Genomic DNA, 19,962 nt, shown 5'->3' with positions numbered 1-19,962 from the left:
CCCATGCCCACGGCTGCCAAGTTCATCGCCGCGCTGACATTTGGCATCCTTGGACTGATTTCGGCACAGATCGTGAAAACCCTGATGCCGCCCAGCACGGATTTCGGCATGTTCGTCCCGGTGACGACGGGCGTCGCGGCATTGTGCGGCTGGGTCATCGTCGGCCCGCGCGCGGGACGCGGCATGTCTGCGGCGATTTCGAACGGATTCACCGGCACGGTTGCCATGGTCTTGTGGAACCTGTTCATCCAGTCCGCCAACGAGATGACCGCACGGTCATTCAAGCGGTTCTACGATACCGCCTTCGAGGCCATCGCCGCGATCTTCGAGATCGCGGTGGAATACGGCTCCAAGATGCTGGATCCAAGGCTGCTCATGGTGCTGTTCCTGGGCGGCATCGCCGCCGGCATCATCACCGAATTCGCCGCCCGACGCTGGAGGTGATCCTGCCCGATCTGTTCGTCTACGGCACGTTGCGGCATCTTCCGCTGCTGGAAACCGTGCTGGGCAGGGGGCTGGGACGCGACGCGACATGCCCCGCCACCCTGCGCGGCTACGCGGTATCGCGCGCCAAGGACCAGCCGTTCCCGATGATCGCGACCAGCGCCGGCGGCTGTGCGACAGGGGTGGTGTTGCGCGGCCCGACCGAAACGGACCTGAACCGGCTGGACTATTTCGAGGGCGGGTTCGGGTATGACCGTGTGCCCGTCGACGTCGAGACAGCCGAAGGCCCGCGCCGGGCGACGGTCTATGTGCCCCGGCCCGGGTTGTGGCAGGCTTATGGCCCCTGGGACCTCGACGGTTGGGTGCGTGACTGGGGGCAGGTGGCGCAGGACGCAGCGGACGAGATCATGCGCCACTACGGGCGCACGCCCTCCGACAGGATGCAGGCGTTGCGGCCCTTTCTGTACGCGCGCGCCTGGGCGCGCAGCCTGGCCGAAACACCTGCGCCGCAGACGCTGCGCAGCGCCATGACCGCGGCCGATGTCGAAGTCCTGCGTGATCGGGCGGGTTTCGACGGTTTCTTCCGCATCCGCGCCTTCGACCTGCGCCACCGCCGGTTCGACGGAACGACGACGGATCCGGTCAGCCGCGAAGGCTTCGTCGCCTTCGATGCCGCCCTGGTGATACCCTACGACCCCGCAACCGACCGGCTGCTGCTGATCGAACAGTTGCGCTATGGCCCGCTGCTGCGCGGCGATCCGGCGCCCTGGGTGCTGGAACCCATCGCCGGGCTGGTCGACGCGGGCGAGAACCCGGCCGATTGCGCCCGCCGCGAGGCGGTGGAAGAGGCCGGGATCACACTGACCGCGCTCGAGCCGATGACCCGCGTCTATGCCTCGCCGGGATATTCCAGCGAGTTCTTTCACTGCTTCCTGGGGCTGTGCGACCTGTCGGACCACAGCGGTGGGCTGGGCGGTCTCGATAGCGAAAACGAAGACATCCGCAGCCATGTCATCGCCTTCGACCGCGCCATGGCTCTGATCGACAGCGGCGAGATCAATGCCGGTCCGCTGGCGATGATGCTGCTGTGGCTGGCCCGCCACCGCGACCGGCTGCGGGCATCGGCTTGAGTTCACCTGCGCCGCGCCCTACACCGGAGTGGCAAGACAGGAGACAGCCCATGCGCATCGCCAAAGACCTCGCTGACGCGATCGGGAACACGCCGCTGATCCGGCTCAAGAAGGCGTCCGAGATCACCGGATGCGAGATCCTGGGCAAGGCCGAGTTCATGAATCCCGGCCAGTCGGTCAAGGACCGTGCGGCGCTCTACATCATCCGTGACGCGGTGGCGCGTGGCGAACTCAAGCCCGGCGGCACCATCGTCGAGGGCACGGCGGGCAATACCGGCATCGGGCTGGCGCTGGTGGGCGCGTCGATGGGCTTCAAGACCGTGATCGTCATGCCCGAGACGCAAAGCCAGGAAAAGAAGGACATGCTGCGGCTGGCCGGCGCCGAACTGGTGCTGGTGCCCGCGGCTCCCTACAAGAACCCCAACAACTACGTGCGCTATTCCGGCCGGCTGGCCGCCGAACTGGCCAAGACCGAACCGGGCGGCGCGATCTGGGCCAACCAGTTCGACAACGTCGCCAACCGCCAGGCGCATGTGGAAACGACCGGCCCCGAGATCTGGGAACAGACCGGCGGCAAGGTCGACGGCTTCATCTGCGCCGTGGGGTCCGGCGGCACGCTGGCCGGCGTGGCCGAAGCCTTGCAGTCCAAGGGCGTGCGGATCGGTCTGGCCGACCCGATGGGCGCGGCGCTCTACAGCTTCTACACCACCGGCGCTTTCGCCTCCGAAGGCACGTCGATCACCGAAGGCATCGGACAGGGGCGGGTGACCGCCAACCTCGAGGGCTTCACCCCCGATTTCTGCTGCCAGGTGCCTGACGACGAAGCGCTGCCCATCGTATTCGACCTGCTGTCCGGAGAGGGGCTGTGCCTGGGCGGGTCGTCCGGCATCAACGTCGCGGGTGCGATCCGCATGGCGCAAGAGATGGGGCCGGGCCACACCATCGTGACGATCCTGTGCGACTACGGCACGCGCTATCAGTCCAAGCTGTTCAATCCCGACTTCCTCGCGGAAAAGGGTCTGCCGCTGCCGTCCTGGCTGACCCGGGCGCCCGCCAGCATCCCCGGCGTGTTCGAAGACTCATGATCCACGCGCTGCTTCGCTGCCTTTCCATCACGGCGTTGGCCTTGGGCCTGGCGCTGTCGCCGCTATCGGCCCAGTCGACCGACGCGATCGATTACGATAGCTGGATCGAACTGGCGGTCCGCGCCGAGGCGGTCACCGATGCCGGCGAGGCGTCCAGTGCCGCGTTGGAAGACCTGCGGCTGGACATCGCGGGTTGGCGCGATGTCTTCTTGCGCGCGCAGGGCGACAACGCCACCCGGATCGCGTCGCTGCAATCGCAGATCGACGCGCTTGGCCCGGTGCCCGAAAGCGGCGAGGAACCCGCAGAGATCGCGACGCGCCGGGCGGAACTGACTGCACAACTGGCGCGACTGCAGCAACCGGTCCGCCGCGCCGAAGAGGCGTATACCCGGGCCGACGCCATCATCCGAGAGATCGACACGATCATCCGCAACCGCCAGGCCGACGAATTGCTGCAACTGGGCCCGTCACCGCTGAATCCGGCGTTCTGGCCGCGTGCCCTTGGCGAGCTTTCGGCGACCGCCAACCGCTTTGGCGACGAGGTGCGCCGCAACTGGTCGTCCGACGCGATGCGCGCCGAGATGCGCGCGAACATGCCGCTGATCCTGGTCCTCGTGGCGATCGCCGGTGTTCTGGTCACGCGCGGCCAGCGATGGGTGATCGCAGGGGTCGACTGGCTGCGCGCGCATACCAGCCGGGGCACCGGCGTCTGGTCGCTGATGCTGTCGCTGGGCCAGATCGCGCTGCCGTTGCTGGGCATCTACGCATTGATCTCGGCGATCTTCGCCACCGGCATGGTCGGACAGCGCTGGACGCTGATGCTGGAACAGGTGCCGATCTGGGCGACGATCCTGCTGGGCATCCGCTGGCTGGCGCACCAGGTCTTCCACCCCAATGACGATGTGGCCATCCTTGCATTCCGGACCAAGGAGCGCCGCAAGGCACGCCGCCTGGCCAATACGATGTCGGTGCTGATCGTCGTGAAAAGCGCCATCGACGTGCTGGTCGACGTCGAAAGCTACGATCCCGAAACGACGGCGGTGCTGTATTTCCCTGTCCTGCTTCTGGCCGGCTACACGCTGTTCCGGCTTGGCCGTCTGCGCAGCGAACCGGCGCAACAGGATGCCGGCACCGGTGGTTCCGAAAGCGTTCCCTACCGGTTGCGGCTTGTCCGGTTGTTGGGACGCGCGGCGATGGTCGTCGGCGTGGTGGGGCCGGTGCTGGCGGCGATCGGCTATGTCCGCGTCGGCGAAGCACTGGTCTATCCCGCCATCGCGACCCTGGCCCTGGCCGGCGCGGTGCTGGTTCTGCAACGTCTGGTCAACGACCTCTACCACCTGTTCACCGGCCGCGATGCGCGCGAAAGCGACAGCCTGTGGCCGGTTCTGGGCGGCTTCGCGGTCGCGCTGGCCGCAGCGCCGGTCCTGGCGCTGATCTGGGGCGCCCGGGTCGCCGACCTGACCGAACTCTGGGCCCGGTTCCGCGAAGGCTTCGTGTTCGGCGAAACGCGGATTTCGCCCACCGACTTCCTGGTCGTGATCGTGGTTTTCGTCCTGGGCTTCATGCTGACCCGGCTGCTGCAGGGCGGTCTGCGCAGCTCGGTCCTGCCGCGCACCAAGATCGACCAGGGCGGTCAGAACGCCATCGTGTCCGGGGTCGGCTATATCGGCATCTTCGTCGCGGCGATCCTTGCGATCACCGCGGGCGGGCTTGACCTGTCGTCGCTGGCGATCGTGGCCGGGGCCCTGTCGGTCGGTATCGGCTTTGGCTTGCAGAACATCGTGTCGAATTTCGTTTCCGGCATCATCCTGCTGATCGAACGCCCGATTTCGCAGGGCGACTGGATCGAGGCCGGCGGCTATCAGGGCATCGTCAAGGATATCTCGGTTCGCTCGACACGGATCGAGACCTTCGACCGGTTCGACGTGATCGTGCCCAATGCCGACCTGGTGTCCGGCACCGTCACCAATTTCACCCGCGGCAACGTGCTGGGGCGGATCATCGTTCCGGTGGGGGTGGCCTATGGCACCGACACCCGCAAGGTCGAGAAGATCCTGCTGGGCATCGCCCGCGACCATCCGATGGTGCTGATGAACCCCGCGCCGTCGGTCTATTTCTCGGGGTTCGGGGCGGATTCGCTCGATTTCGAGATCCGCGCGGTGCTGACCGACATCAACCAGGGCATCAATGTGCGCACCGAAATGCGCCATCGGATCGTCGAGCTTTTCGCCGAAGAGGGGATCGAGATTCCCTTCGCGCAGCGCGATGTCTGGCTGCGCAACCCCGAAGCGCTGCGCGGCCCGACCAGCGAGACCCAAGCGCCGCCGGCCGAACCCGAGGAGAAGGACAGAACATGACCGAACTGTTCCGGCAGGACGCCTATCTGCGGGACGCGCCCGCCGAGGTGGTCCGCCTGACCGACGAAGGCGGAATCGTCGTCGACCAGGTGCTGTTCTACCCCAAGGGCGGCGGTCAGCCGGGCGATAGCGGCTGGATCGACTTCGGCGGCCGCAGCCTGTCCATCGCGACGGCCGTCAGGGATGCCGACGGCGCCGCGGTTCTGGTTCCGGCCGAACCATCGGCCCTGCCGCCACCTGGAACCGCGCTGGTCCAGCGGCTGGACTGGGAACGGCGGCACAAGCACATGCGCGTGCACACTGCGCTGCACCTTCTGTCGGTCGTGATCCCGCTGCCGGTGACCGGCGGGCAGATCGGGGCAGGGACCGGCCGGCTGGATTTCGCCATGCCCGAGCCGCCCGCCGACCGCGACGCGCTGGAACGCGCGCTGAACGACCTGGTCGACCGTGACCTCGCGGTCACCGAAGACTGGATCACCGAGGCCGAGCTGGACGCCAATCCCGACCTGGTCAAGACACTGTCGGTGCAGCCGCCCCGCGGTGCCGGCCATATCCGGCTGGTGCGGATCGGGCTGGGCGGGGGTCAGGTCGACCTGCAGCCCTGCGGCGGCACCCATGTGGCGCGCACTTCGGAAATCGGGCGCATCCGGCTGGGCAAGATCGAGAACAAGGGCAAGCAGAACCGCCGCGTCAACATCGTGCTCGACTGAGCCCGCCCGATCCGGCGGCGCGCGTTCCGCGCTCAGGATGCCATCAGCCGCCAACCTGGCCTTCCCCCTTCCGGGGGAAGCAAGCCCGTGGCGGGCCGACCCCGTTCGGCAATGCACGGACGATTGGGCACGATGGCCGGCTGCCGGGCGCGCCAGAAGAAAGCTCAGCGTTTCTTGAGCGGGACGCCGTAAAGCTCGAGCTTGTGACCCTTGAGGCGGTAGCCGAGCTTTTCGGCGATCCGTTCCTGCAGCGCCTCGATCTCGGGATCGACGAATTCGATCACTTCACCGGAATTGAGATCGATCAGGTGATCGTGGTGGTCGCGGTCGGCGTCTTCGTATCGCGCCCGTCCGTCGCCGAAATCCAGCCGGTCCAGGATGCCGGCCTCTTCGAACAGTTTCACCGTCCGGTAGACCGTGGCGATCGAAATCGCCGAATCGAGCGCCGAGGCACGGGTGTAGAGTTCTTCGACATCCGGGTGGTCGGTCGAGTCCTCGAGCACCTGCGCGATGATCCGGCGCTGGCCGGTCATCCGCAGGCCCTTGGCCTCGCAGCGTTCGGTGATCGTGTCGGTCATCTCGCGGCCCTCTTGGTCCGGACCTTTTGCCAAAAGCCCGGACCGGGGCCAAGGGGTCAGTTGTAGAGCGGCTGCATCCCCATCTGCATGTGCAGCGCGTTGACCGTGGTCTCGTCGAGGCCCATCGCCTTGGCCAGCGCGTCGAGATACTGCGCTTCGGCGGCGGTATCGACGCGGATCGTCATCAGCGAGGCGGCATAGACCTGCATCCGCTGTGCCTGGGGCGTGTCGGCGGCCAGACCGTCCACATCGATCGGCGCGGCCAGCTGCGCGTTGACGAATGCGATGTCGTCGGCATCGGCATCCTCGCCCACGGTTTCGAGGATCTTAGCCTTTTCCGCCGCGTCGATGCCGCCATCTGCCTTGGCGGCCTGGATCATCGCCCTCAGCATCAGCGCCGCGGTCTGTTCGGCTTCGGGCGCGGTGTCGCGGGTGTTCATCGCGTCCAGCATCGCACCGGCGCCCTTGCCCTGTGCCGCTGCCGCGCCGCCCATCATCGCCAGCAAGCCCGCAAGCCCCGCACCGGCGCCGGACCCGGCACCGGACAGCAGCCCGCCCGAGGCGCCTTCGGATTTGGAACCGCCGCCCATGATCGACGACAGGTCGAACCCGCCCTGCTGCATCTTCTCCATCATGCCGGCCAGCGGATTGGTGCCGCCGGCGCCGCCCATCAGCGCGCCAAGCCCGCCTTCCTGCATCTTCTTCATCATGTCGGCCATCGGGTTGTCGGCGGCGGCGGGCGCTTCGCCGGTCATCATCCGACCCATCTGCGCCTGCTGCGCCGACATCGGGTTCTCTCCCTTGATCTGTGCCCCGCCGCCCAGAAGGCCGCCCAGTCCCTGACCTCCGGCCAGCTTGTCGACGCCGCGCGCGGCGGCATATCCGATGGCGACCTTGGCCAGCGTGCCCATGAGACCCATGACGATACTCCTCTGTTCCTGTCGGGTGGGGGCAGAGTGCCAGAACCGGGCGTCTCTGCAAAGCGGGGCTTTGCTGCGGGGTTTCCCCCTTGCGGTCAGGTCCCGCAGAAGGTGGCCTGCACGGCTTCGGTCGGCAGCGGCGGGCGGCGAAGATCGTCCGACGCAGGGTCGGGGTCGAAGGGATGGGCGAGCACGGCGTTCAGGCGGTGGAAGGGCGCATCGTCGCCCTGGACCGCGGCGGCGATCATCTGTTCGATCCGGTGGTTGCGCGGGATGATCGCGGGATTGACCGAGCGCATCAATGCGTCCGGATCGGTTTGGCCTTCGATCCGGGCGCGCCATCCGCGCTCCCATCCGTCGAACGCGGTGGGATCAGTGAACTGGTCGCGCGCGCCGCCATCGGTCAAAGCCCTGAAAGTGTTCGTGAAATCGGCTTGGTTGGCCTGCATCAGGCCCAGCAGATCGGCGATCAGGCGGGCATCGTCGGCCCGCGGATCGGCGATGCCGATCTTGGCGGCAAAGCGCTTCAACCAGGCAGCGCGCACCAGTTCAGGCATTCCCTCGACCGCTGTCTGATAAGCCGGCAACGCGGCTTCGGGATCGGGTTCCAGCATCAACAGCGCGTTGGCCAGTTGCGCCATGTTCCAGACGATGATGTCGGCCTGCGCCGCGTAGCCATAGCGCCCGAACCGGTCGATCGAACTGAACACGGTTTCCGGGTCGTAGGCATCCATGAAGGCGCAGGGGCCATAGTCGATGGTCTCGCCCGACAGCGTGCAATTGTCGGTGTTCATCACCCCGTGGATAAAGCCGAGGCTGAGCCACTGCGCCACGAGGTCGGCCTGCTTTTCCATAACGCGGCCAAGCAGTTCCAGGGCGGTGTTGACGTCGGGGTAGTGGCGCTCGACGATGTGGTCGAACAGCGTGCGCAGCGCGTCGGCCTGGCCGCGGGCGGCGAAGACCTGAAAGGTGCCGACGCGGATGTGGCTTTGCGCGACGCGGGTCAGCACCGCGCCGGGCAGCGGTGCCTCGCGGATCACCTCCTGTCCGGTGCGCACGGCAGCGAGCGCGCGGGTCGTGGGTACGCCAAGTGCTTGCATTGCCTCGGAAATCACGTATTCGCGGAGTACCGGTCCAAGCCAGGCGCGGCCGTCGCCCATGCGGGAATAGGGGGTCGGGCCCGACCCCTTGAGCTGGATGTCGCGGCGGATGCCATCACGGCCCACCACCTCGCCCAGCAGGATGGCGCGGCCATCGCCCAGCTGCGGGTTGAACTGGCCGAACTGGTGGCCGGCATAAAGCTGGGCCAGAGGTTCCGCTCCGTCCGGCAAGGTATTGCCCGAAAACACTTTTGCGAGCGTTTCGTCATCACCGCCGGCGACGCCCAGAAGATCGGCCAGGTCGCGGTTGAAGGCGATCAGGCTGGGTGCCCTGACCGGGGTCGGGGCGAGACGCGTGAAAAAGCCGTCGGGCAGACGCGCGTAGGAGTTGTCGAAGGGGATCGCGAGGGTCATGGTCTGCATATAGGCGTGCTGCGGCCGGCGAGCAAACCGTCCTGTTCTGTCCGGTTTCGGGACGGATTGCTGACGTCAGAGCACACGCGACATCAGGCAATAGCCATCACGTTCCGAAAAACGCGCCTTGCGATACATGTGCCGGATCGGTTCGTTGGCGGTGTCGACCTCGAGATGGAGTGCCTTGACGCCGCTGCCCCTGAGCGCCTGGCACATCCCGTTGAGCGCCTCGCCGCCCATGCCCCGGCGGCGCACGGCGGGCCGGATGTAAAGCTCGTCGACGATGCCGTCGAGCCCGCCATATTCCAGAGACCAGCCGAACGTGATGCAGATGTAGCCGACCGGTGCGCGGCGCGGCCCGATCAGCCAGATCGCGCCGTGGGGCGAGCCCTCGAGCAGCGGCATGACGGCGGCGTTCTGGTGTTCGCCATCGGTGTCAAAGCCCATCTCGGCATGGAAGGCCGCAACGAGGGGCAGCAGTTTCTCGGCATCTTCGGGGATGGCAAGGTGCAGCGATTTCATAGTCTTGCCAGTCTTTGCTGAAGCAGGGAAAAGAACCCGTCGGCGTCTATGTCGCCCATGAACGTGGCATTCGCCGGCCGTTTGGTGACGCGCCACCAGTCGGCCACGGTCATGCCGCGGGTCAGTTCCGAACCGGTTTCGATCTCGACATTGATGTGTCGGCCGGTGAACAGATCGGGACGGAGCAGGTAGGCGGTGACGCACGGGTCGTGCAGCGGCGCGCCTTCCGAGCCGTATTTCTCCTTGTCGAAGCGTTCGAAGAAATCGCTCATCAGCGCCACGGCGATGCCGACCGGCGAACCGATGGCGCGAAAGGCGTCGTTGCGCGGCTTGGTCACCAGCGCCTTGTGAGTCACGTCAAGCGGCATGACGGTCAGCGGAGCGCCGGATCCGAACACGATTTCAGCCGCTTCGGGATCGACATAGATGTTGAACTCGGCGGCGGGCGTGATGTTGCCCACCTCGAAATACGCGCCGCCCATGAGCACGATCTCGGCGATGCGGGGGGCGATGTCGGGCGCGCGGGTAAGCGCGGTGGCGATGTTGGTCAGCGGGCCCAGCGGACAGAGCGTCACGCTGCCGGCGGGTTCGCGGCGCAGCGTGTCGATCAGGAAATCGACGGCATGGGCGTCTTGCAGCGGCATCACCGGTTCGGGCAGGTCGGGCCCGTCGAGCCCGGTGCGGCCATGCACGTGTTCGGCGGTGACCAGCTTGCGCTTCAGCGGTGCGTCGCAACCGGCGAAGACGGGCAGGTCGGTGCGGCAGGCCAGTTCGCAGACGATGCGCGCGTTGCGGGCGGTCAGGGGCAGCGGCACGTTGCCGGCGACGGCGGTGATGCCCAGCACTTCGATCTCGTCCGGCGAGGCCAGCGCCAGCAGGATCGCCACGGCATCGTCCTGTCCCGGATCGGTGTCGATGATGATCTTGCGGGGGGGCATTCGGTTGCTCCGGCTGGGCTGCTGGTCACAGGTCGCACGGGTGGCCGTTCAGCGCAAGGCGCCATGCGGCCGGCGGCACCTTGTCGCCGGAGACAAATTTCTCGACAGAAATTTGCAAATTCCACCTGTGGAATTTGATGCCCGCGCTCAGGCCGAGCAGCTGGCGCCGCCCAGAACGCAGAACTTGGCGCAATGGGGATGGTTGAGCGCGACCGCGCCCTCGGCCTCGGCCAGGGTGGTGCCCAGTTCGAATTGCCGGTCGTAGGGCAGCAGGGTGCAGGCCACCACCGACGGTGTCGCCGCGCCCTTGCGTTTCACCACCATGCGCGATGACGCGCACATCACGTCGGCGGGCGACTTGTTCAGGATGCCCCAGCAGGCGGTGGTGATTTCGGGCACGTCGGCGGTTTCGTCCATTTCGGGAAACAGCACGGTTTCGCCGGGATCGTGGGCATCGATGGCAAAGCCTTCGGCGGCATAGAGCGCGGCGTATCCGGCGCGGGCCTGTGCTTCGGTCTCGCCCCAGGTGGTGCGACCGGCGACGGCCATGCGGATGCCTGCATCGCGCAACCACCGCATGCCGGCGAGCGTTTTTTCGAACGTGCCGGCGCCGCGTTCGAGATCGTGAAATTCGGCGCCGTGATGATCGACCGAGATCCGCAGGGTCAGCCGGTTTCCGAAATCGGCCTGCAGCGCCTGCAGCCCGGCGCGCACCGATCTGCGCATCATCGGGCGCATGGCGTTGGTCAGGATTAGAACGCGATAGCCGCGGGCGAGGCTGGCGCGGGCCATGGCGATCGTGTCGGGGTTCATGAACGGCTCGCCGCCAGTGAAGCCGATCTCGGACACACCCCAGTTCCGGGCTTCGAGCTGATCGAGGTAATCCTCGACCTCGGCCGCGGTCAGGTAGACCAGCCGGTCGTTCGAGGGCGAGCTTTCGATGTAGCAATGCGCGCAGGTGATGTTGCAAAGCGTACCGGTGTTGAACCACAGGGTCTGCGGGTCGGTCAGGCGCACATGCGCGCGCATCTCGCCCTTGGCGGTGACGTGCGGATCCTCGAACTTGCCCGGTTTGGCCGGTGCGATGTCTTTCATGTTTTGCGCGCTCCTGTTTCGACTCAATGGCTTAGAGGCTTGTCCAGGCTCTGGCCAGACCGCGATTTTCGGCTGACACCATTGTGAAGCGACATGAAGGTGTTAGACTCGGCGCAAAACCTGCGCTAGGAGGGTCGCGTTAGCGCTAACGCCGGCTTAGACCGCAAGCAAAGGAAGTTCCGAATGGAAGCCCGATCCATGCCCGAGATGGTGTCGCGAGTCATCCCTGTCGACCCGTTCGACCTGGTGATCTTCGGTGGCACCGGAGACCTGGCCCGCCGCAAGATCCTGCCCGGATTGTTCCGGCGTTATTGTTCGGGCCAGATGCCCGAGACGGCGCAGATCGTCGGCGCCGCGCGGTCCGACATGGACGATGCCGGCTATCGCGAGATGGTCGCCGAGGCGATCCGCGAATTCGGCGGTGGCCGGGCCTGCGAGGACGGCACGCTGGACGCCTTTCTGGCGCGGGTCGGTTATGTCGCGGTGGATGCCAAGGGCGAGGGCGGCTGGGCCGATCTGAAAGGACGGTTGCGGGATGACGCGGTGCGGGCCTTCTATTTCTCGGTCGCGCCCAGCCTGTTCGGCGATATCGCGGAACGGCTGCAATCCTTCGGCCTGGCCACGCCGGCAAGCCGGATCGTGGTCGAGAAACCCTTTGGCAACGATCTGGCCACGGCGCAGGCGCTGAACGCCACGCTGGCGCGGCATTTCGACGAACACCAGATCTACCGGATCGACCATTACCTGGGCAAGGAAACGGTGCAGAACCTGATGGCGGTCCGCTTCGGCAACATGCTGTTCGAACCGTTGTGGAACGCGCAATATGTCGACCACATCCAGATCACCGTGGCCGAAACCGTGGGCGTCGGCGGGCGCGGCAGCTATTACGACAAGTCGGGCGCGATGCGGGACATGGTGCAGAACCACCTGATGCAGCTGTTGTGCCTGATCGCGATGGAACCACCGGCGCGATTCGAACCGGACGCGGTGCGCGACGAAAAGCTCAAGGTGATCCGCGCGCTCGATCCGGTCGACCCGCATCACATCGTGCGCGGCCAGTACGAGGCCAGCGCGGGCGACGGCGGCTATCGCGAGCATGCCGAGAACCCGCGTTCGACCACCGAAAGCTTTGTCGCGCTCAAGTGCCACGTGTCGAACTGGCGGTGGGCGGGCACGCCGTTCTACCTGCGCACCGGCAAGCGGCTGCGGGCGCGGACATCGGAAATCGTGGTGGTGTTCAAGGACGCGCCGCATTCGATCTTCGGCGCCGAATCCGGGCGGCACCGCAACGTGCTGGCGATCCGGCTGCAGCCCAACGAGGGCATGACGCTGGACGTGACCATCAAGGAACCCGGGCCGGGGGGCATGCGCCTGGTGGACGTGCCGCTGGACATGACCTTTGCCAAGGCGCTTGGCCCCGAAGCGGCGGATGTGCCCGATGCCTATGAACGGCTGATCATGGACGTGATCCGCGGCAACCAGACGCTGTTCATGCGCGGCGACGAGGTCGAGGCCGCCTGGGCCTGGACCGATCCGATCATCGCCGGCTGGCAGAAACGCGGCGAGGTGCCGAAACCCTATGAAAGCGGGTCGTCCGGGCCCGAAGACGCGCTGATGCTGATGCATCGCGACGGGCGCAAATGGCGGGATATCCGGGCATGAGCTATACCTTTCTGGAATACCCCGACCGCGACATGCTGGCCATCGACCTGGCCAATCAGCTGGCCGGCGACCTGCGCGAGGCGCTCGCCCACGAAGACCGTGCGGTGCTGGCGGTCCCCGGCGGCACCTCGCCTGGGCCGGTCTTCGACGATCTTTGCGCCGCCGACCTGGACTGGAGCCGGGTCGACGTGCTGCTGACCGACGAACGCTGGGTGGCCCCGGATCACGAACGCTCCAACACGCGGCTGTTGCGGGAACGGCTGCTGGTCGATCGTGCCGCGGCGGCGCAGCTGTTGCCGCTTTGGGCAGAAGGCCAGGATTGCGACGCGGCTGCCGAGACCCTGGCGGCGCGGATCGAGACCGAACTGCCGATCGCCGTGCTGTTGCTGGGCATGGGCGCGGACATGCACACCGCGTCGCTGTTTCCGGGCGCCGACCGGCTGGCCGAGGGGTTGTCGGCCCGTGCGCCGATCCTGCTGCCGATGCGGGCACCGGGCGCGCCCGAGCCGCGGTTGACGCTGACGGCGCCGGTGCTGGACGGCGCGCTGCGCAAGCACGTGCTGATCTTCGGCGAGGAAAAGCGGCAGGCGCTGGAAGCGGCGCGCGGCAAGGCGCCGGAAGATGCGCCGATCAACGCGGTGCTGGACGGCGCCAAGATACATTGGGCGAAGTAGGATCATGCTGGACATTCTGAAAGACCATGCGGCGCGGATCGGCGACCGCCGGATCGAGACGCTGTTCGACGATTCCGGGCGGGCAGGGGCATTCAGCCTGGATGCCTGCGGGATGCTGTTCGACTATTCCAAGACGCAAGTGGACACGGCCCTGCGCGACGCGCTGATCGGCATCGCCGAGGCAGCCGGCGTCGCGCAACGGCGCGATGCGATGTTCGGCGGTCGAAAGATCAACGAAACCGAAGGCCGGGCGGTGCTGCACACCGCGCTGCGCAATCTCGATGGCGGCCCCGTCCTGGTGGACGGCCAGGACGTCATGCCCGGCGTGCTGGAGACCCTGGCCCGGATGGAAACCGTCGCGCGGGATATCCGCGCCGGCGACATCGCGGATGTGGTCAATATCGGCATCGGCGGGTCCGACCTGGGCCCCGCCATGGCGGTGCGGGCGCTGTCGCCCTATCACGACGGGCCGCGCTGCCATTTCGTGTCGAACGTGGACGGCGCCGATATCGCCGACACGCTGCGGCTTTGCGATCCGGCGCGGACGCTGTTCATCGTCGCCTCCAAGACCTTCACCACGATCGAGACGATGACCAATGCCCGCACCGCGCGGGCCTGGCTGTCCGATCACGGCGTGTCGACCGATGGTCGCTTCGTGGCGCTGTCATCCAACACCGAAGCCGCGGCCGAATGGGGCATTCCCGGCGACCGCGTGCTGGGTTTCGAGGATTGGGTCGGCGGGCGCTATTCGGTCTGGGGGCCGATCGGGCTGTCTGTGATGATCGCCATCGGACCCGAGGCGTTCCGCGCCTTCCTGCGCGGTGCGCAGGCGATGGACACGCATTTCCGCGCGGCGGCGCTGCCCGAGAACATGCCGGTCCTGCTGGCGCTGGTGGGCCTGTGGCACAACCAGGGGCAAGGCCATGCCACGCGCGCGGTGCTGCCCTATGACAACCGCCTGGCGCGGCTGCCCGCCTATCTCCAGCAGCTCGAGATGGAAAGCAACGGCAAGGGCGTGGCGATGGACGGCAGCACGCTGGCCTGCCAGTCCGGCCCGGTGGTCTGGGGCGAGCCGGGCACCAACGGCCAGCATGCCTTCTACCAGCTGATCCACCAGGGCACGCGGGTGATCCCGTGCGAATTCCTGGTCGCCGCCCGGGGCCACGAGCCGGATCTTAAGCACCACCACGACCTGCTGGTCGCCAATTGCCTGGCGCAATCCGAAGCGCTGATGCGCGGCCGCAGCCTGAATGAGGCGCGCGCCAGGGTGGCGGACAAGTTCACCGGCGCGGAACTGGACCGCCAGGCCCGCCACCGGGTTTTCCCCGGCAACCGCCCTTCGACCACGCTGATCTACCCCCGGCTCGACCCCGAGACGCTGGGCAAGATCATCGCGCTCTACGAACACCGGGTCTTCGTCGAAGGGGTGATCCTGGACATCAACTCCTACGACCAGTGGGGCGTGGAACTGGGCAAGGAACTGGCCACGGCGCTTGGCCCGGTGGTCAGCGGCGAGGCGGGCACGCAGGGCAAGGACGGCTCGACCGCGCAACTGGTGTCGTACAAGCTGCGCCATGGCGGCTGACCCGGTCCTTCTCTGGTTCGCAAATATCCCGGGGTGAATTGGCCGCAGGCCAAGAGGGGCTGGCCCCTCATCCCCCGGATATCGCCGGCGCGGCCTTGTCGACGGCGCGCATGCGGTGCAACACGGCGTCGGGGATCGGCATCCGGCCCGACCCGTCGGGGCTCAGCAGCACGATCACGCTGGCCATGGTGGCGCTCAGCCGCCCCTCGACCCACAATTCCTGCCACATGGTGAAGCTGCTGGTGCGAAAGCGGCGCGTTGCGGCGGTGCAGACAAAGGCCTGGTCCATCCGCACCTCGGCCAGGTAGTCGATCTCGCCGCGGCGGATGACGATGCGCGGCTCGCTTGCGTGGTCGCGATAGGTCGAGATCCCCCAATCCTGGAAATAGCGCACCCGCAGGCTTTCGAACCAGCGCATGTAGATGGCGTTGTTGACATGGCCCAGCAGGTCAAGCTCGCCGAACCGGACCCGGTCGGCCATGGCCAGCGGCTGCGGGTCGGCGACGCCGAAGGCGCGCTGCTGATCGGGGCTCAGGGGCGTGTGATAGGGCAGGTCGGTCATGTCGGGATGTCGAACTCCGGCGGGGCGAGGGTGAAGCCGTCGAACTGAAACGCGGGCGAGACGGTGCAGCCCGCCAGCGTCCAGGCGCCGGTGCTGCGCGCGGCCTGCCAGTGCACCGCGGGCACGACGATCTGCGGCATCTGCCCGGCCCCCAGGTCAGGGCCCAGAACGTGATCGGTGCGCGGCCCGGTATCGGATGCCGACACCGACAGGACCAGCGGGTCACCGGCGTAGAAATGCCAGATCTCGGCGGCGTCGACCCGGTGCCAATGGCTGCGCTCGCCCGCGGCCAGCAGGAAATAGATGCAGCTGCCCGAGGGGCGGCCCGCGCCCTCGGCGATCCAGGTCTGGCGGTAGTGGCCCCCCTCGGGATGCGGGGCGAGCCTTAACCTTTCGATGATCTCTGCCGCGGTCATGAACGCTGCTCGCAAGCCCGGTTAACCAATGCCGCGCAGAGTGCCGTCACTTGTCACATCGAGCAAGAGGCACAAGACAATGAGCAACCAAGACAAATCGGTGCGTCGAATGGCCGAGGAGATCGTCGCCCGCGAAGGCGGCTATGTGAACGATCCCGACGATCCCGGCGGCGCCACCAACCACGGCGTCACAATCCACACCATGCGGCGGTTGGGGCTGGACCTGACCGGCGATGGCCGGGTGAGCGAGGCGGATGTGCGGCGGTTGAGCCGCGCGCAGGCGGTCGACATCTATCTGCACCATTATTTCGAGCGGCCCGGTATCGCCGCGTTGCCTGCGGTGCTGCATGCCAGCGTCTTCGACATGTATGTCAATGCGGGCGCCAACGCGGTGAAGGTGCTGCAGCGCCTGTTGCGGCAGATGGGCGAGCCGGTGGCGGTGGACGGCGCGATCGGGCCGCAGACCATCGGCGCGGCGCAGCGCGCATTCGCCAAGGCGCCCGACCACATCGCCGACGCCTACGGCATCGCGCGGCGCAACTACTATTTCGCCATCGCCGACAGCCGCCCGGCCAGCCGCAAATACGCGCGCACCCGCGCCGGCGGAAAGGGCGGCTGGATCAGGCGTGCCGAGGAATTCATCGCGCCGCGCTATCATCTGACGGACGCGCAGTTCCGCGCGCGGGTGGCGTCATGGGGCTGATGGAGCGGTTGTTTTCGATGGTCTTCGGGTCCGGCCGCAACGTGATCGCGGAAACGGCCGAGGTGTTCCGAGTCAATGCCGAGGCCGAGGATGCGCGCGCCCATGACCTGCAGGGTGCGGCGCTGAACCAGTTCGGCCAGGAATTCCGGCTGGTCCGGCGGGGCTGGTTCGACCGGCTGATGGACGCGCTGAACCGGGTGCCGCGCCCGGCGATGGCGCTTGGCACGCTGGGGCTTTTCGTGGCCGCGATGGTCGACCCGGTCTGGTTCGCCGCGCGTATGGCCGGCATCGCGCTGGTGCCCGAACCGTTGTGGTGGTTGCTGGCGGCGATCGTCAGCTTCTATTTCGGCGCGCGCCACCAGGCCAAGGGACAGGATTTCCAGCGCGAATTGGCCGCGACCATGGCCGCCGTGCCGCAGGTGGTGCGCACCGTCCGCGATGTCGAGGCGCTGCGCGAAACCGGCGACGCCACCGCACCGGTCGAAACCGGCGACAATCCGGCACTGGCCGACTGGCGCGCGAGGCGCGGCTGAAAGCCGCAACATTGTGATCGTGGGGTTGGCCGAAATCAATTGGCCAACCCGTTTTCCCGGTTATATTCGAGCGCATGATTACAGAGCTCGGACATTTCGCCCTCATCCTGTCGTTCTTCGTCGCCTGCGTGCAGGCGGTCGTGCCGCTGGTCGGCGCGCACAAACGCTGGCCCGGCTGGATGGCGGTGGCCGAACCCGCGGCGACAACGCAATTCCTGCTGGTCGCGTTCTCCTTCGCGGCGCTGACCTATGCGTTCGTCACGTCGGACTTTTCGTTGCAGCTGGTCGTGATGAACAGCCATTCGCTGAAGCCGTTCCTGTACAAGATCAGCGGCGTCTGGGGGAACCATGAAGGATCGCTGCTTCTTTGGGTGCTGATCCTCGCTTTGTTCGGCGCGATGGCGGCGTGGTTCGGCGGCAACCTGCCGCCCAGCCTGCGGGCACGGGTGATCGCGGTGCAGGGCATGGTGGGCGTGGCTTTTCTGGCGTTCATGCTGTTCACGTCGAACCCGTTCCTGCGCGTCGCGGTTCCGCCTTTCGACGGGCAGGACCTGAACCCGTTGTTGCAGGATGTCGGCCTGGCGCTGCATCCTCCGTTTCTGTACCTGGGCTATGTGGGTCTGAGCATCTGCTTCAGCTTTGCCGTCGCCGCGCTGATCGAAGGGCGGGTCGACGCCGCCTGGGGCCGCTGGGTGCGGCCGTGGACGTTGGCTGCCTGGGTGTTCCTGACCATCGGGATCGCGCTTGGGTCCTGGTGGGCCTATTACGAACTGGGCTGGGGCGGTTTCTGGTTCTGGGACCCGGTTGAAAACGCATCCTTCATGCCCTGGCTGCTGGCGGCCGCCCTGCTGCATTCGGCCATCGTGGTGGAAAAGCGCGAGGCGTTGAAAAGCTGGACGATCCTGCTGGCGATCCTGGCCTTCGGGTTCTCGCTGATCGGCACGTTCATCGTGCGATCGGGCCTGCTGACATCGGTTCATGCCTTTGCCACCGATCCCGAGCGCGGCATCTTCATCCTGGCGATCCTGGTGTTTTTCACCGGCGGTGCGCTGACGCTGTTCGCGGCGCGCGCCTCGGAGATGGAGGCCAAGGGTGTGTTCGGCGTGGTCAGCCGGGAATCGGCGCTGGTGGCCAACAACATCCTGCTGGCGGTCAGCTGTTTCGTCGTGTTCTTCGGCACGATGTGGCCGCTGGTGGCCGAGATGTTCTTTGACCGCAAGCTGAGCGTCGGGGCGCCGTTCTTCAACATGGCTTTCACGCCGTTCATGGTGCTGCTGGGCCTGCTGTTGCCCATCGGATCGACGCTGAGCTGGAAGCGCGCCAAGCTGGGCAAGACCGCCTATGCGATGCGATGGGCCTTCGTGCTTGCGGTGTTGCTGATGGGGCTGGTCTGGACCATGCAGACCGGGCGCAGCCTGCTTGGGCCGGTTGGCGTGTTCCTTGGCACATGGCTGGTGGCCGGGGCGGCGACCGAACTGGTCAGCCGGCTGGGACAGGACCGCGACTGGTCGCGCCTGTTGCGTCTGCCGCGCGCCGATTGGGGCAAGGCCGTCGCGCATTCGGGCCTGGGGGTCACGATGGTGGGCATCGCCGGGCTGATGGCCTGGCAGGTCGAGGATATCCGCGTCGCGCAGATCGGCGAACCCTTTGACGTGGCGGGATTCGAGATCACCCTGGCCGAAGTGCGCGATGTCCAGGGGCCGAACTATCTGTCCACGATGGCGACGATGGAGGTGCGGCGTGGCGGCGATCTGATCACCACGCTTTACCCGGAAAAGCGCAACTACCCGGTGGCCCGCATGCCCACGACCGAGGCGGCGATCGATTACCGCTTCCTGCGTGATGTCTATCTGGTCATCGGCGACAAACAGGCCGATGGCGGTTGGGTGGTGCGCACCTATATCAAGCCGCTGGCGAACTGGATCTGGGCCGGATCGATCCTGATGGCGCTTGGTGGCTGCATCAGCCTGTCCGACCGGCGCTTTCGCGTCGCGGCGGGGGCTCGCAAGGCACCTGCTGCCGGAGTGCCGGCAGAATGACCCGCCGCGCATCCGGCTTGGCATCGATCGCATTGGCCGCCTTGATGGCGCTGCCGGCTCTGGCCGTGCAGCCCGACGAGGTGCTTGACGACCCGGTCCTGGAAGAACGGGCGCGCGAGCTGTCCAAGGGCCTGCGCTGCCTGGTCTGCCAGAACGAAAGCATCGACGAATCGAATGCCTCGCTGGCGCGCGATCTGCGCCTTCTGGTGCGTGAACGCCTGGTGGCGGGCGACAGCGACGACGAGGCGATCACATTCATCGTCGACCGTTATGGCGAATTCGTCCTGCTGCAACCCACGGTGACCGGCTGGAACAAGCTGCTTTGGGCTGCCGGGCCCTTGCTGTTCCTGATCGCGCTTGGGTCGGGCGCGATCTATATCAAGCGCCGGGCATCAGCGTCGCCCGAGACCGAGGCAAGCCTCAGCGCCACCGAGCGGGCCCGGCTTCGGGAATTGCTGGACGAATGACGCCGCCCGCCGGACCGGTGTAACGCCG

At 66.8% G+C, this 19,962-nt stretch carries 20 protein-coding genes; 12 read left to right on the top strand and 8 right to left on the bottom strand.

Going from position 1 to position 19,962, the window contains the following annotated elements; translation table 11 throughout:
* Positions 1 to 3 precede the first annotated feature (3 nt).
* From KUH32_RS15535 to KUH32_RS15515, 5 genes are read left to right on the top strand one after another with little or no spacing between them, the layout of a single operon-like run.
* Positions 4 to 444 carry a TrgA family protein gene (locus tag KUH32_RS15535; RefSeq protein WP_217779509.1) on the top strand — a complete coding sequence of 147 codons (441 nt, stop codon included), beginning with the start codon at positions 4 to 6 and terminating at the stop codon, positions 442 to 444.
* Positions 441 to 1,574, top strand: coding sequence for a gamma-glutamylcyclotransferase (locus KUH32_RS15530; protein WP_348541127.1), 1,134 nt, complete (start codon positions 441 to 443; stop codon positions 1,572 to 1,574). Before KUH32_RS15535 ends, KUH32_RS15530 begins: the two co-directional genes overlap by 4 nt.
* A 50-nt stretch (positions 1,575 to 1,624) precedes the next feature.
* A complete protein-coding gene (locus KUH32_RS15525; RefSeq protein ID WP_217779508.1) occupies positions 1,625 to 2,659 on the top strand; it encodes a cysteine synthase A in 1,035 nt (344 codons plus the stop codon).
* Complete coding sequence (locus tag KUH32_RS15520; RefSeq protein WP_217779507.1) at positions 2,656 to 5,016, top strand: DUF3772 domain-containing protein; 2,361 nt, start codon at positions 2,656 to 2,658, stop codon at positions 5,014 to 5,016. The genes KUH32_RS15525 and KUH32_RS15520 overlap by 4 nt, the downstream gene beginning before the upstream one ends.
* The gene (locus KUH32_RS15515) at positions 5,013 to 5,726 is read left to right on the top strand and encodes an alanyl-tRNA editing protein (protein ID WP_217779506.1); all 714 of its coding nucleotides are present in this window, start codon (positions 5,013 to 5,015) and stop codon (positions 5,724 to 5,726) included. The genes KUH32_RS15520 and KUH32_RS15515 overlap by 4 nt, the downstream gene beginning before the upstream one ends.
* A 164-nt stretch (positions 5,727 to 5,890) precedes the next feature.
* Here KUH32_RS15515 and KUH32_RS15510 read toward each other — a convergent pair whose 3' ends face one another.
* From KUH32_RS15510 to KUH32_RS15485, 6 genes are all read right to left on the bottom strand, one after another.
* The gene (locus KUH32_RS15510) at positions 5,891 to 6,304 is read right to left on the bottom strand and encodes a Fur family transcriptional regulator (protein WP_217779505.1); all 414 of its coding nucleotides are present in this window, start codon (positions 6,302 to 6,304) and stop codon (positions 5,891 to 5,893) included.
* Positions 6,305 to 6,360: 56 nt separating this feature from the next.
* Positions 6,361 to 7,224, bottom strand: coding sequence for a DUF533 domain-containing protein (locus tag KUH32_RS15505; protein WP_217779504.1), 864 nt, complete (start codon positions 7,222 to 7,224; stop codon positions 6,361 to 6,363).
* 95 nt (positions 7,225 to 7,319) lie between these two features.
* Positions 7,320 to 8,738: a protein adenylyltransferase SelO gene (locus tag KUH32_RS15500; protein WP_217779845.1), complete on the bottom strand. Its 1,419-nt coding sequence runs from the start codon at positions 8,736 to 8,738 to the stop codon at positions 7,320 to 7,322.
* A gap of 75 nt (positions 8,739 to 8,813) precedes the next feature.
* A complete protein-coding gene (locus KUH32_RS15495; protein ID WP_217779503.1) occupies positions 8,814 to 9,260 on the bottom strand; it encodes a GNAT family N-acetyltransferase in 447 nt (148 codons plus the stop codon).
* A complete protein-coding gene (locus KUH32_RS15490; protein ID WP_217779502.1) occupies positions 9,257 to 10,198 on the bottom strand; it encodes a nucleoside hydrolase in 942 nt (313 codons plus the stop codon). The genes KUH32_RS15495 and KUH32_RS15490 overlap by 4 nt, the downstream gene beginning before the upstream one ends.
* A 147-nt stretch (positions 10,199 to 10,345) precedes the next feature.
* Positions 10,346 to 11,293, bottom strand: a complete 948-nt coding sequence (locus KUH32_RS15485) for a radical SAM protein (RefSeq protein ID WP_217779501.1) — start codon at positions 11,291 to 11,293, stop codon at positions 10,346 to 10,348.
* 207 nt (positions 11,294 to 11,500) lie between these two features.
* Here KUH32_RS15485 and zwf point away from each other — a divergent pair, with 207 nt between their 5' ends.
* Genes zwf through pgi form a run of 3 tightly spaced genes read left to right on the top strand, consistent with a single transcriptional unit; the run spans position 11,501 to position 15,214 of the window.
* Positions 11,501 to 12,955 carry a glucose-6-phosphate dehydrogenase gene (zwf, locus tag KUH32_RS15480; RefSeq protein WP_217779844.1) on the top strand — a complete coding sequence of 485 codons (1,455 nt, stop codon included), beginning with the start codon at positions 11,501 to 11,503 and terminating at the stop codon, positions 12,953 to 12,955.
* Positions 12,952 to 13,629: a 6-phosphogluconolactonase gene (gene pgl, locus KUH32_RS15475; protein WP_217779500.1), complete on the top strand. Its 678-nt coding sequence runs from the start codon at positions 12,952 to 12,954 to the stop codon at positions 13,627 to 13,629. Before zwf ends, pgl begins: the two co-directional genes overlap by 4 nt.
* 4 nt (positions 13,630 to 13,633) lie before the next feature.
* Positions 13,634 to 15,214, top strand: a complete 1,581-nt coding sequence (gene pgi, locus KUH32_RS15470; protein WP_217779499.1) for a glucose-6-phosphate isomerase — start codon at positions 13,634 to 13,636, stop codon at positions 15,212 to 15,214.
* Positions 15,215 to 15,281: 67 nt separating this feature from the next.
* On the opposite strand, the gene KUH32_RS15465 is transcribed toward pgi, so the two are convergent.
* Together KUH32_RS15465 and KUH32_RS15460 are read right to left on the bottom strand one after the other, a co-directional pair.
* The gene (locus KUH32_RS15465) at positions 15,282 to 15,776 is read right to left on the bottom strand and encodes an acyl-CoA thioesterase (protein ID WP_217779498.1); all 495 of its coding nucleotides are present in this window, start codon (positions 15,774 to 15,776) and stop codon (positions 15,282 to 15,284) included.
* Entirely contained in the window at positions 15,773 to 16,192 is a 420-nt protein-coding gene (locus KUH32_RS15460; protein ID WP_217779497.1) for a cupin domain-containing protein, read from the bottom strand. The genes KUH32_RS15465 and KUH32_RS15460 overlap by 4 nt, the downstream gene beginning before the upstream one ends.
* Positions 16,193 to 16,271: 79 nt before the next feature.
* On the opposite strand from KUH32_RS15460, the gene KUH32_RS15455 reads away from it, so the two are divergent.
* The 4 genes from KUH32_RS15455 (at position 16,272) to KUH32_RS15440 (ending at position 19,934) form a co-directional block, all read left to right on the top strand.
* Positions 16,272 to 16,895, top strand: coding sequence for a holin-associated N-acetylmuramidase (locus KUH32_RS15455; RefSeq protein WP_254899183.1), 624 nt, complete (start codon positions 16,272 to 16,274; stop codon positions 16,893 to 16,895).
* Positions 16,886 to 17,428, top strand: a complete 543-nt coding sequence (locus KUH32_RS15450) for a holin family protein (RefSeq protein WP_217779496.1) — start codon at positions 16,886 to 16,888, stop codon at positions 17,426 to 17,428. The genes KUH32_RS15455 and KUH32_RS15450 overlap by 10 nt, the downstream gene beginning before the upstream one ends.
* A 74-nt stretch (positions 17,429 to 17,502) precedes the next feature.
* Complete coding sequence (locus KUH32_RS15445) at positions 17,503 to 19,467, top strand: heme lyase CcmF/NrfE family subunit (protein WP_217779495.1); 1,965 nt, start codon at positions 17,503 to 17,505, stop codon at positions 19,465 to 19,467.
* The gene (locus tag KUH32_RS15440; protein WP_217779494.1) at positions 19,464 to 19,934 is read left to right on the top strand and encodes a cytochrome c-type biogenesis protein; all 471 of its coding nucleotides are present in this window, start codon (positions 19,464 to 19,466) and stop codon (positions 19,932 to 19,934) included. Before KUH32_RS15445 ends, KUH32_RS15440 begins: the two co-directional genes overlap by 4 nt.
* The last annotated feature ends 28 nt before the right edge of the window (positions 19,935 to 19,962 follow it).

Origin of the sequence: Thalassococcus arenae, from assembly GCF_019104745.1 — a bacterium.
GTDB classification, from domain to species: domain Bacteria; phylum Pseudomonadota; class Alphaproteobacteria; order Rhodobacterales; family Rhodobacteraceae; genus Thalassococcus_B; species Thalassococcus_B arenae.
Note: the sequence above shows the minus strand (reverse complement) of the source record. Positions and strands in the feature narration are given on the sequence as shown.